General features: G+C 61.9%; 10 protein-coding genes and 1 tRNA gene. 4 read left to right on the top strand and 7 right to left on the bottom strand.

Features of this window, described 5'->3' with window-relative positions; genetic code table 11:
* Positions 1-63 precede the first annotated feature (63 nt).
* The 4 genes from ACR3EL_RS03120 to ACR3EL_RS03135 form a co-directional block, all read right to left on the bottom strand.
* Positions 64-1,077: a Fe(3+) ABC transporter substrate-binding protein gene (locus tag ACR3EL_RS03120; RefSeq protein ID WP_170342878.1), complete on the bottom strand. Its 1,014-nt coding sequence runs from the start codon at positions 1,075-1,077 to the stop codon at positions 64-66.
* 151 nt (positions 1,078-1,228) lie between these two features.
* Positions 1,229-2,392 carry a WD40/YVTN/BNR-like repeat-containing protein gene (locus tag ACR3EL_RS03125; protein WP_170342876.1) on the bottom strand — a complete coding sequence of 388 codons (1,164 nt, stop codon included), beginning with the start codon at positions 2,390-2,392 and terminating at the stop codon, positions 1,229-1,231.
* 115 nt (positions 2,393-2,507) lie between these two features.
* Positions 2,508-2,633: a type B 50S ribosomal protein L36 gene (gene ykgO, locus ACR3EL_RS03130; RefSeq protein ID WP_005648635.1), complete on the bottom strand. Its 126-nt coding sequence runs from the start codon at positions 2,631-2,633 to the stop codon at positions 2,508-2,510.
* 93 nt (positions 2,634-2,726) lie between these two features.
* Positions 2,727-2,801, bottom strand: a tRNA-Val gene (locus tag ACR3EL_RS03135).
* A gap of 148 nt (positions 2,802-2,949) precedes the next feature.
* Between ACR3EL_RS03135 and ACR3EL_RS03140 the strand changes: the two genes are divergently transcribed.
* A complete protein-coding gene (locus ACR3EL_RS03140) occupies positions 2,950-3,810 on the top strand; it encodes an N-formylglutamate amidohydrolase (protein ID WP_170370167.1) in 861 nt (286 codons plus the stop codon).
* A gap of 6 nt (positions 3,811-3,816) precedes the next feature.
* Here the strand turns inward: ACR3EL_RS03140 and ACR3EL_RS03145 are convergent, their stop codons facing one another.
* The gene (locus ACR3EL_RS03145) at positions 3,817-5,070 is read right to left on the bottom strand and encodes a DNA polymerase IV (RefSeq protein ID WP_170370165.1); all 1,254 of its coding nucleotides are present in this window, start codon (positions 5,068-5,070) and stop codon (positions 3,817-3,819) included.
* A gap of 373 nt (positions 5,071-5,443) precedes the next feature.
* Positions 5,444-6,160, bottom strand: a complete 717-nt coding sequence (pyrF, locus tag ACR3EL_RS03150) for an orotidine-5'-phosphate decarboxylase (protein ID WP_170342871.1) — start codon at positions 6,158-6,160, stop codon at positions 5,444-5,446.
* 87 nt (positions 6,161-6,247) lie between these two features.
* On the opposite strand from pyrF, the gene ACR3EL_RS03155 reads away from it, so the two are divergent.
* From ACR3EL_RS03155 to clpB, 3 genes are all read left to right on the top strand, one after another.
* Positions 6,248-7,504: a tetratricopeptide repeat protein gene (locus tag ACR3EL_RS03155; protein ID WP_170342869.1), complete on the top strand. Its 1,257-nt coding sequence runs from the start codon at positions 6,248-6,250 to the stop codon at positions 7,502-7,504.
* Between the two features lie 100 nt (positions 7,505-7,604).
* Positions 7,605-7,919, top strand: coding sequence for a hypothetical protein (locus tag ACR3EL_RS03160; RefSeq protein WP_170342868.1), 315 nt, complete (start codon positions 7,605-7,607; stop codon positions 7,917-7,919).
* 126 nt (positions 7,920-8,045) lie between these two features.
* On the top strand, positions 8,046-10,664 hold the full coding sequence (gene clpB, locus ACR3EL_RS03165; protein ID WP_170342866.1) for an ATP-dependent chaperone ClpB: 2,619 nt from the start codon (positions 8,046-8,048) through the stop codon (positions 10,662-10,664).
* 63 nt (positions 10,665-10,727) lie between these two features.
* On the opposite strand, the gene ACR3EL_RS03170 is transcribed toward clpB, so the two are convergent.
* A complete protein-coding gene (locus ACR3EL_RS03170) occupies positions 10,728-11,711 on the bottom strand; it encodes a hypothetical protein (protein WP_170342864.1) in 984 nt (327 codons plus the stop codon).
* Between the last annotated feature and the right edge of the window lie 83 nt (positions 11,712-11,794).

Here is an 11,794-nt window from a genome sequence, read left to right on the forward strand (position 1 = left end):
AATAAATAAAATAAAAAGGGGCGCCTGTGCTGCGCCCCTTCAACTGCTCGATATGATGGCGGCTTACTTCCAGCCAACCTCGTTGAAGATCTTCTGGGCCTCGGGGATGTTCTTGGCGACTTCAGACAGGTTCACTTCATCGGCCTTGAATTCACCCAGAGCGGCCACGTTCTCGGCCAGATCGACACCGTGGACGGCCGGGAATTCATCGTTGCCGTTCGAGAAGTAGACCTGTGCCTGATCGCTGGCGAGGTATTCCAGGAACTTGACCGCATTGTCCTTGTTCGGGGCATGGGCCGCGACGCCCGCACCCGACAGGTTCATGTGTGCGCCTTCGGCATCCTGCGCGGGGAATTGAATTCCGATCATGTCGACGCTGTCCGACAGGCCTTTGACGTCTTTGCGCAGGGCACGTGCAAAGTAGTACGAGTTCGACACGGCGATTTCGCATTCACCGGACACGATTCCACGCAGCTGATCGGTGTCGCCGCCCTGAGGTTCACGCGCCATGTTGGCCACGACGCCCTCGGCCCATTCGTTGGCCTTTTTGGCACCATGATGGGTGATGATCGAGGCCAGCAGGGTCTGGTTGTAGGTGTTGCTGGACGACCGGATGCAAACCAGCCCTTTGTATTCAGGGTCGGCCAGATCCAGGTAGGTGGCCGGCGGGTTGGTCACGTCATTCTTGTCGTAGAAGATGATGCGCGCGCGCTGCGAGAAGCCGAACCACTGGTTGTCTTCGTCCTGCAGGTTGGCGGGGATGCGCTCTTCCAGAACGTCGCTGTCGACCGCCTGCAGCAGGCCGGCGTTCTTGGCCCGCGCCAGGCGCGAGGTGTCCACGGTCAGCAGGATGTCGGCGGGCGAGTTCGCGCCTTCGGCTTCCATCCGCGCGATCAGCTCGTCGGCCTTGCCTTCGATGCGGTTGATCTTGATGCCAGTGGCTTCTTCGAAATCGGTGTAGAGACGCTCGTCGGTGTCGTAATGGCGCGAGGAGTACAGGTTCAGCTCGCCTTCAGCGGCGGCCGATCCGGCGATCAGGGCCGACAGTGCGGCGGCGATAAAGCTCGTGGTTTTCATCTGTGGATGTCCCGGTTGTCGAATCTCATGAGCGGGGTATTTCCCGACTGATTTGCTCAATTAAACGATTCCGGGTGGGATGCAAGAAAATCCGACAAAATTACTTGGTCTAATTTGCCGCAGCGTGTTTAAGTGCGCCGGACAGGCATGGCTAGCGCACGCGTTGAATTGTCTCGACCGACAAAATGGTCGGCAAATGCCTGGCGATCTCGGTCCAGGTTTCGCCTTCGTCGGCGCTTGCAAACACCGAGCCGCTGTTGGTTCCGAAATAGACACCCGCAGGGTCGCAACAATCTCCTGCCATCGCCTGGCGCAGAACAGTGAAAAAGCAGCTGGTCTGCGGCAGCCCTTCGCGACAAGCGGTCCAGCTTTGACCACCATCGGTCGACTTCCAGACCGCCGCCGCCGCATTTGGCGGGTATCGTCCGATGCTGTCTCCATTCAGGGGGAAGGTCCAGATCGTATTGGGATCGTGGGGATGGACGTGGATTGGGAATCCAAAGGTCGACGGCAACCCGCCCGAAATATCGTCCCAGCTGCGCCCGCCATCGGACGAACGCCAGACACCATGATGGTTCTGTTGATACAGCAGCCCTTTGCTGCCGGGCGCCCGGACCATGTTGTGCACGCAATGACCGATTTGACCGTCCCGCGGCGCGGCCGGATGGTCGTGTTGGCCGCAACTCTCGGCGTTCGACAGCCGGTTGCGCCGCTCCCACGTAGTGCCGCCGTCTTCCGAGGCGAATACTCCGGCCGCCGATATGCCCACCCAAAGCTTTTCCGCATCGTCTGGATCGGAAACGATCGTGTGCAGCACCAAGCCTGCGGCCCCCGGTGACCATTCTTCGGCCGAGGGGTGATCGGTCAGGCCATTGACCGTTTCCCAGGTCTGCCCAGCATCCGAACTGACCAACAGCCGCGCCGGTTTTGTTCCCGCGTACAATGCGCCGCCTGAACAATGCAGCGACCAGATCTGCGAGAACTCGTCGCCGAACGGTGCTGCTTCACCGGTCCAACCGATCAACTCGGCAAAGTCGGGATCGTTTGCGGCCCACTCGTCCTGCTGCCCCTGTGTGAGCTTGGTGACCTCCCAGCTCTGGCCCCCATCCTCGGAGCGCCAGACTCCGGCTCCGTGCCAGTCGCCGCCACCGCCGGCCCAGAGTGTCCCGGTTTCGTCATCTCCGACGACGTGGTTGATGGGCCAGCCGCCGCAATGCGGACCCGTAACGCGCCAAGATGCGCGATCCGAGTCTCCGATGATCACGAAGGCACCCTTGGTGGTGCCCACCAGTATGTCGATGCAAGAGTGTTTCATTCGTTTCGCGCTCCCGGCTGTTTTGGACAGCCTAACACGAACGGTCCGTCTCAGCGCGCGGCACAAAAAAACCGCGCCCGGAGGCGCGGTTCTTTGAAACAGCGATTTGCCGTTCTCAGCCCTGACGAGCTTTGAACTTGCGCTGCGTCTTGTTGATCACATAGACGCGGCCTTTGCGACGCACAACCCGGCAGTCGCGGTGCCGGTTCTTGAGCGAGCGGAGCGAGTTCTTGACCTTCATGGTCTCTCTCCAATTCTGCGGCGCCTTCATCAAGGACGTGGCCAGCGCCTGGGTTAGCGGGTGCCCCGGGTCAGACCCGAAACAGTGAAACGATGGTGGGCGGTACAAGGATCGAACTTGTGACCCCTTCGATGTCAACGAAGTGCTCTACCGCTGAGCTAACCGCCCACTTTCCCTTTGCGTATCCTGCCCCATAACGAAACGGGGCGCGGATCTCCGCGCCGGTGGAGGGGTCTATAAAAGGAGTCGCGAAGGGGTTCAAGGGGTTTGGTCCAACAATTTTCCGGTCTATGTTATCGGCAAAGAAGGAGAGGCCATGCACAGTGCCGCATACGCTTTGGAAATGCCCGCAGAACGCACGTCGAGCGTTGTTTTTTCTTCGCCACATAGCGGCCGGAACTATTTGCCGGGCTTTCTGGATCGTTCGGTTCTGAACCGCAATGTGATTCGCTCTTCCGAAGACGCCTTTGTCGATCAACTGTTCGCTTCGGCCTCGATCCATGGCGCACCGTTGATTGCGGCGCAGATGCCGCGCGCGTTCCTTGACCTCAACCGCAGCGCCGAGGAACTGGATCCTGCGTTGATTCTCGGCGCGCGCCGTCAGGGACACAACCCGCGCGTGGTGTCGGGGTTGGGTGTGATCCCCCGTGTCGTGTCCAACGGTCGCGCAATCTACAGCGGCAAGCTTACGATGGACGAAGCGCGCCTGCGCATCGACACTTATTGGCGCCCCTATCACGCCCGCTTGAAGTCTCTTTTGGCCGAATCGATCGACATGTTCGGACAGGCCATTTTGATCGACTGCCACTCGATGCCGCACGAGGCCGTTGCCATGGCTGGGAACCCCAAGGGGCGCCGTCCCGAGATCGTGCTGGGGGATCGGTTTGGTGCCTCGGCATCGGGCGTCATTGTTGATCAGATCGAAGCGGCCTTTTCGTCCGCCGGTCTGACAGTGGCCCGGAACACGCCCTTTGCAGGGGCGTACGTGACCCAGACCTACGGGCGGCCCGCCCGTCATCAGCATGCGATTCAGATCGAGATCGACCGGGCGCTCTACATGAATGAGAACACGATCGAGCCCAACGCCAATTTCCTGGCGTTCAGGGATATTCTGGAAGAAGTCATCGCGGATATCGCCCGAATTGGTTCTCAGCCGGCACGGCTGGCCGCAGAATAGGAAGAGTCACCGCAGCGCTCGGCCCTTCACGATTGCATCAGTTCCATATTTTCGCCGGATCTCGTCGGTCGCACGCTCTGCTTTCGAGCGTTGCGTGGCCCCGGGGTCCAGCAGGTCGCCGGATATGTCGGCCTGATCTTCGGCGCACAGATCTGCCAATCCGCAGCCCAGCAGACGATAGGGGCCCTGATCGCCGACCTGATCGAACAGCCCGCGGGCGGTGCGGTAGATGCGGTCGGCCATCTGTGTCGCATCCCGCAACGAGACCCGGCGGGTCAGCAGTTTGTGGTTGGCCTTCTTGAGCTTCAGCGTCACGACCCGCCCGGCCAGCCCCTTGGCCTTCGCACGGTCGGCCACCTTTTCGGCCATGCGCCAAAGGTGACCGTCCAGAATGTCGGGGTTGGCGGTGTCTTCGAAAAACGTTGTTTCATTGCTGATCGACTTCATCGGCTCGTGGGCCGAAACCCGCCGCTTGTCCTGCCCTCTGGCCAGGTGCCACAGCCGATAGCCCATCGAGCCGAAGCGCGCCGTGAGGGCCTCTTGATCCCATCGCAGCAAGTCCGAGAATGTGCGTATGCCGGCCCGCTCCAGTGACTCCTGCGCAGCCGGTCCGATGCCCCAGATCAACCGCACCGGCTTGTCGTTCAGAAACTCGGCGGTTTCCGCCTTGCCGATCACGGAAAACCCGCGCGGCTTGTCCAGGTCGGACGCCACCTTGGCCAGAAACTTGTTGTGCGACAGCCCTATCGAGCCGGTCAGGCCCAGTTCGTCTTTCATGCGTTTGACCAGCCGTGCCAGCATCACCGCGGGCGGCGCGCCATGCAGCCGCCGGGTGCCTGACAGGTCCATGAATGCCTCGTCCAGTGACAGGGGTTCGATATCCGGTGTCAGTTCGTCCATCATCGCGCGGATCTGTCGTGAGACTTCGACATAGACGGACATGCGCGGTTTGATCACCACTGCATCGGGGCATAGTTTCAGCGCCTGAAACATTGGCATCGCCGAGCGCACGCCGCGAATACGCGCCACATAGCAGGCCGTTGACACCACGCCACGCCGTCCCCCGCCAATGATCACGGGCTTGTCCGCAAGTTCGGGGTTGTCGCGCTTTTCGACCGAGGCATAGAACGCGTCGCAATCCATATGGGCGATGGTCAGGTCGAACAGCTCTGGATGTCGCAGTACCCGCGGGCTGCCGCAGGAGGGGCAGCGCCGTTCGTCGTGAAGACTGGCAAGGCAATCGCGACAGAGAGCGGGCATCATTTCCTTTCCACGGGCACCGCGAATGAGCGGTCTGGCCGAGGTGCCAAAAGTACAACACCGCACGCTGCAGCGCAAAGCGATTGAACGAAAAGGTGGGGCCGACAAGAAGACCCCCCGCAGTTTCGCGGGGGGAGGTAACGGGCCTCAGGAAGACGCAGCCCGTTGGGGAGTGTCTCTTGATCAGAATCGCCCAAAAATGTCGATTTCGATAGGCTTACGAAGCAGGTCCCAAAACTCGTGTTTTTCATGTGTGTTTTGGGGCACAGAGGCAATTTGGCGCGGCCACGGCTAAAAGTGACGCAAGGTCAACCGCTTGCGCGCCAAATCGTGCTTCCGGAACGGGGATTTGCCGCGACTTGTCCTCGAAAGGTTACACTGAACGCAACTCGGCCAGAACGGCATCGGCTGCAGCTTTGGGGTCGGCGGCCTGATAAATCGGCCGCCCGACCACGATGTGATCGGCCCCGTCATTGATTGCGGCGGCGGGTGTCGCCACGCGTTTCTGATCGCCAAGGTCCGACCCGGACGGCCGCACGCCGGGGGTGACGATAAGCCGGCCGTTGGCCTGGGGCAGGGCGCGGATCAGGGTCGCCTCTTGCGGGCTGGCGATCACGCCGTCGGCGCCGGCCTCGAATGCGCGGGTCGCGCGTTCCAGAACCATGTCCTGCATGTCGCCGGACTTCATCAAACCTGCATCCAGATCGTCACGGTTCAGCGAGGTCAGGATGGTCACCGCGAGGATCTTCAGATCCTTGCCTGCTGCGCCTTCCTTGGCAGCACGCACCACATGTGGGTCTCCGTGCACGGTGAGGAAATCCAGATCGAACTGCGCCAGCCCCCGCACGGCATTCTCGACCGTGTTGCCGATGTCGAACAGCTTCATGTCCAGAAAGATGCGCTTGCCGTGCTCCTGCTTCAGCTCGTTTGCCAAGGCCAACCCGCCACCGGTCAGCATGCCCAGACCGATCTTGTAGAACGATACCGCGTCGCCCAGCGTCTCGGCCATTTTCAGCCCTTCCAGCGCGTTGGGCACGTCGAGGGCGACGATCAGGCGGTCATCTGCGGTTTGGGGCAGGGCTTTGGGCATTGTTTCGACCTTTCAGGCTTGACGGGATCGGCGCTTCTGTAGAGCGTGCGGCGCAATCAGACAAGAAAAGACGCAGGGAAGTACAGGATGATACGGTTGGGTGTGATGGCTTCGGCAGCTGTTTTGGCCGGGGCGGGCGCTGTCTGGGCCGGCGAAACCGATTGCGGCGAGGCCCGACTGGTCTGGGCGGACGTCAAGGACAGCGGGTCGGCGGCAGCCATCCAAAGCTTTGCCGAGGTCTATGCGGAGTGCCCGATTTACTCGCAGCTTGCACGCGAGCAACTGGCCGAATTCAATGGAGGCTCACCTGAACCGGAGGAGGTCAGCACCCCCAAAGAAGAGACACGACGCCTGCTTGTGACCGACCTGCGACCGCGGCCGGAACCAGACCCCGACGATCCGCCATACGAGCCCGACTATTCGGATGGAGAATATCAGTGCCTGATGGCCGCTGCCGCTCCGGGCCAGTCGCCTTATTTCGACGGGGTGGAATGGGCGGACATGGACGCCGAGAATGCGATGGCGATCTGTGCCGATCTGCTGCTGAAAGACCAGAATGTCGATGCCGAGGTCGTCGCCGCGTTCGGCCGGGCGCTGATGAAAGGCGGCAAGCTGGAAATGGCGCTCGAGTTTTCGGAGTTGGCGGCAATGGAAGGCAGCGGGCTGGCGATGAACACGCTCGCTTCGCTCTATAACGAGGGTGAGATCGTTCCCGAAAACGATGAAACGGCGTTCGGGTGGTACATGGCGGCCGCCGATGCCGGCCTGTCCATGGGGATGCACAACGTGGCATACGGCTATGAACACGGCGATGGTGTCGCGCCCGATATCGACAAGGCGCTCGAGTATTATGAACGGGCTGCGTTCTTTGGGTATGATCCTTCTATGGTCCGCCTGGGCATTTTCCATCGCGACGGTACGCATGTCACACAGGATATGGACCGCGCGGTCGACTATCTGGAGCGGGCCGCCGATCACGGAAACGTCGATGCCGCGGTGCATCTGGGCTTGATCTACGAAACCGGCCAGAACGGATATCCCAAGGATATCGAAAAGGCGCTGGAGTATTATTTCCAGGCCGCCGAAGAGGATGACGTCGTGGCGCTGCATAATCTGGGGTCGCTGACCTATCACGGGCGGGACGGCGTGCCCCAGGACACGCAGGCGGCTTTTGTGCTCTGGGGCAGGGCGGCCGAGCTTGGCCATATGGCCTCGCAGCGCAAGTTTGGCCGTTTGCTGCACGAGGCGGGCGAGATCGAAGGCGCGTTGAAATATTACCGTCTTGCGGCCGAGCAGGGCGACGACGTTGCAAAAAAGCTGATCCGGGAAATCGAGGGCGATTGACCCCCACGGCTGGCAGGGGAGGCCCTGGTTTCCCCGCTTTGGCCCAACTGTGCTATGGTGCCGCCATTCAGGACCAAAAATTGCACCAAAGGGACAGACCATGAAGCACCTATTTCCGCTGGCCGCCGTGGCCGCGCTCGCCGCTTGTGAGGAGGCCCCTCCACAACCCGAGACGGGCGCTGCCCCGCCGCCCACCAACGACGATTTGTACCTAGTCGGCGGCTATCGTTCCGAAGATGACTGGTGCCAGTTGACCGGCGAAACCGCCTTTACCGTCAATTTCCTTGACCACACTGCCGACCTTGTCTCGTGTCCAACCGGTAGCGCCGCCGCGCAGTCGCTGGTCGAGATGCAGAATGCTCAGCAGGTGGCCGAAACCGGCGGCTATACCGTCTATACGATTCCCCGCGGCTGAGCGTTTTTTCACCCGCTACCCTCTTGAAGCTGCGAGGACATTTCCCAAATTGATCCATGAGGCCCGGACCACTGCGTGCTGCCAAGCAGGCGCAAACCTAACGGGCGCTTGGAAAAGGAGAATGCCATGGACTTGAACAAGTTCACCGAGCGTGCACGAGGTTTCGTGCAGGCGGCGCAAACCATTGCGCTGCGCGAGGGACACCAGAGATTGGCTCCCGAACATATTCTGAAAGCACTGATGGATGATGACCAGGGGCTGGCCAGCAACCTGATCAAACGTGCGGGCGGCGCGCCCGAGCGCGTGGTCGAGGCGCTGGATGTTGCCCTGGCCAAGATCCCGAAGGTCAGCGGCGACGCGGGCCAGGTCTATCTGGACGGTCAGACCGCCAAGGTTCTGGACGAGGCCGAGAAGATCGCCAAAAAGGCTGGCGACAGCTTCGTACCGGTCGAGCGCGTGCTGATGGCGCTGTGCATCGTCAAATCCAAGGCCAAGGAGGCCCTGGAAGCCGGTGCCGTGTCCGCCCAAAAGCTGAACGAGGCGATCAATGACATCCGCAAGGGCCGTACGGCCGACAGCGCCAATGCCGAAGAGGGCTATGACGCGCTGAAGAAATATGCCCGCGACCTGACCGAGGCCGCCCGCGAGGGCAAGATCGACCCGATCATCGGCCGCGACGAGGAAATCCGCCGCGCCATGCAGGTGCTGTCGCGCCGGACCAAGAACAACCCGGTTCTGATCGGTGAGCCCGGTGTGGGTAAGACCGCCATCGCCGAAGGTCTGGCTCTGCGCATCGTAAACGGCGACGTGCCGGAATCGCTGAAGGACAAGAAGCTGCTGGCGCTGGACATGGGTGCCCTGATCGCCGGTGCGAAATACCGCGGTGAGTTCGAGGAACGCCTGAAAGCCGTTCTGAACGAAGTCACCGCGGCCGCCGGCGAGATCGTTCTGTTCATCGACGAGATGCACACGCTGGTCGGGGCCGGCAAATCCGACGGTGCGATGGATGCGGCCAACCTGATCAAGCCCGCGCTGGCGCGGGGCGAGCTGCACTGCATCGGCGCCACCACGCTGGACGAGTACCGCAAATACGTCGAGAAGGACGCGGCCCTTGCCCGCCGGTTCCAGCCCGTCTTCGTGCAGGAACCCACGGTCGAGGACACGATCAGCATCCTGCGCGGCATCAAGGAAAAATACGAGCTGCACCACGGTGTGCGCATCTCGGATTCGGCGCTGGTGTCGGCCGCGACCCTGTCGCACCGCTACATCACCGACCGTTTCCTGCCCGACAAGGCGATCGACCTCGTGGACGAGGCCGCCTCGCGTCTGCGCATGGAAGTGGACAGCAAGCCCGAAGAGCTGGACCAACTGGATCGCCAGATCCTGCAGCTCCAGATCGAGGAAGAAGCGCTGAAGCTTGAAGATGACGCGGCTTCGAAAGACCGGCTTGAGGCCTTGCAGAAGGAACTGGCCGAGCTCAAGGAGAAATCCGCTGAGATGACCGCCCAGTGGCAGGCCGAGCGTGACAAGCTGGCCAGCGCCCGCGAGCTGAAGGAACAGCTGGACAAGGCGCGCGCCGAGCTGGAGATCGCCAAGCGCGAGGGCAACCTGGCCAAGGCCGGTGAGCTGTCCTATGGCGTGATCCCCGAGCTGGAGCGCAAGCTGGCCGAGGCCGAAAGCCAGGAAAGCAACGCGGTCATGGCCAAGGAAACGGTGCGTCCCGAACAGATCGCGGCCGTGGTCGAGCGCTGGACGGGTATCCCGACCTCGAAGATGCTGGAAGGCGAGCGCGAAAAGCTGCTGCGCATGGAAGAAGCGCTGCATGCCCGCGTGGTCGGCCAGGACGAGGCCGTGCGCGCCGTGGCCAACGCCGTTCGCCGGGCCCGGGCCGGTCTGAACGACGAGAACCGCCCACTGGGCTCGTTCCTGTTCCTCGGCCCAACTGGTGTGGGTAAGACCGAGCTGACCAAGGCCGTCGCCGAATACCTGTTCGACGACGAACACGCGATGGTGCGGATCGACATGTCCGAGTTCATGGAGAAACACGCCGTCGCCCGCCTGATCGGTGCTCCGCCGGGCTATGTCGGCTATGAGGAAGGCGGCGTTCTGACCGAAGCCGTCCGTCGCCGGCCGTACCAGGTGGTTCTGTTCGACGAGGTCGAAAAGGCGCATCCGGACGTGTTCAACGTGCTGTTGCAGGTGCTGGATGACGGTGTCCTGACCGATGGCCAGGGCCGCACGGTCGACTTCAAGCAGACGCTGATCGTGCTCACCTCGAACCTTGGGTCGCAGGCGCTGAGCCAGTTGCCCGAAGGGGCCGACACGGCGCAGGCCAAGCGCGACGTGATGGACGCGGTCCGGGCACATTTCCGGCCCGAGTTCCTGAACCGCCTGGATGAGACCATCATCTTCGACCGGCTTCAGCGGTCGGACATGGATGCAATCGTCGACATCCAGCTGTCCCGCCTGCGGAAGAGGCTTGTCGGGCGCAAGATCGATCTTGTGCTGGACGATGCTGCCAAGGAGTGGCTGGCCAACGAAGGCTACGATCCGGTCTTCGGGGCCCGTCCGCTCAAGCGCGTGATCCAGCGTGCCCTGCAGAACCCGCTGGCCGAGGCTTTGCTGGCCGGCGACATCCGAGATGGCGACACCGTGCCGGTAACTGCCGGACCCGATGGTCTGATCATCGGCGACCGGTTGGGTACCAGCGACCGCCCACGCCCGGACGAAGCCGTGGTCCACTAAGCTGCGGCTTGGCTGAAACAGGAAAGGCCCGCCAGAGATGGCGGGCCTTTTTCATGTGCACCATCAGTCGTGGTTCTGACGGCTTTTGCGCAATGCGCGCAAGTCGTCTGCACTCAGGCGCGGACCGGACTCGGGCGATGGCGGCGGTGCCGGCGGAGCCATGCGCTGGGCCGGATCCACCATATGGCGGCTGGGGCGCCCGTCCTGCAGTTTCAGATAGGCCAATACCGCGCCCGCGGATTGCAGGCTCAGCCCCCAAAGCCCGACCAGGATAAAGCTGAGAAACAAGGCCACAGCAGGCCAGATCGGGTTTTCGATGGCCCCACCGCGGAACAGGCCTTCGATTTCGGTGACGGACGTTGCCAACGTCGGTAGCCCCGCCAGGAATGCCACGGCCAGAAAGGCGAGGACGTAAAGCACCATCATTGATACATAGCTGATGGCCACCAAAGCAAACAGCGGCCAAAAGGAGGCACCCAGATTGCGGAATGGCGTATAGGGTCGGTCGTCAGGGTCGCTGCCCAAGGCTGCCGCAGCCAGGGGAACCAGCAGACTGGCCCGCGCAGCCGAGGCTACCGTGAATACCGCAACCGTGACGACGAGGCCCGCCACCGAAACCGACGCGCCGGCAGAGGTCAGCCAGTCCAGGGCCGGTGTTTCGGGGGTCTTGGTCAGATCAACCAGATTCGGCGCGACCTGAACGAAGGCCAACCCGACCACTGGCGCAAGGATCAGGCCGATCGCAAGAGACTCCGCCACGCCATAGGTAATGGCGGGAACGATCAGCTTGCGATAGCCCACACCGGGTCGGATCAGTTTCGACTGGAACCCGAACCGGGCGCCGACCATGATCGGGATCACGCCGGATGAGGCGCTGATCAGGAAGGTTGCGATGAACAGTGTTCCGGGCAGGATCAACCCGATGACGAACCCGATCACGCCACCCAACGCACCGTACAGAAAAAGGCCGATGAGCAGGATCGGGAACGTCACCGCAAAGCGCCACAGGATCGAAAGGGACAAAGGAATGGTTTTGGTCAGTAACACGGGGCGGCCTTCACACAGTCTCTGGTTGTTTCGGCGATACCTTATCGGGTGTGCAGCTTCCATCCCGTTGATGCCGTTCCAAA

Source organism: Ruegeria sp. BJ3 (genome assembly GCF_056535665.1).

What these genes read in the sequence shown, in the direction of transcription:
- ACR3EL_RS03145 (WP_170370165.1), bottom strand. Translation starts at nt 5,070, where the DNA reads ATGCCCGCTCTCTGTCGCGATTGCCTTGCCAGTCTTCACGACGAACGG.
- ACR3EL_RS03140 (WP_170370167.1), top strand. Translation starts at nt 2,950, where the DNA reads ATGCACAGTGCCGCATACGCTTTGGAAATGCCCGCAGAACGCACGTCG.
- ACR3EL_RS03160 (WP_170342868.1), top strand. Translation starts at nt 7,605, where the DNA reads ATGAAGCACCTATTTCCGCTGGCCGCCGTGGCCGCGCTCGCCGCTTGT.
- ACR3EL_RS03155 (WP_170342869.1), top strand. Translation starts at nt 6,248, where the DNA reads ATGATACGGTTGGGTGTGATGGCTTCGGCAGCTGTTTTGGCCGGGGCG.
- ACR3EL_RS03125 (WP_170342876.1), bottom strand. Translation starts at nt 2,392, where the DNA reads ATGAAACACTCTTGCATCGACATACTGGTGGGCACCACCAAGGGTGCC.
- ykgO (WP_005648635.1), bottom strand. Translation starts at nt 2,633, where the DNA reads ATGAAGGTCAAGAACTCGCTCCGCTCGCTCAAGAACCGGCACCGCGAC.
- clpB (WP_170342866.1), top strand. Translation starts at nt 8,046, where the DNA reads ATGGACTTGAACAAGTTCACCGAGCGTGCACGAGGTTTCGTGCAGGCG.
- pyrF (WP_170342871.1), bottom strand. Translation starts at nt 6,160, where the DNA reads ATGCCCAAAGCCCTGCCCCAAACCGCAGATGACCGCCTGATCGTCGCC.
- ACR3EL_RS03120 (WP_170342878.1), bottom strand. Translation starts at nt 1,077, where the DNA reads ATGAAAACCACGAGCTTTATCGCCGCCGCACTGTCGGCCCTGATCGCC.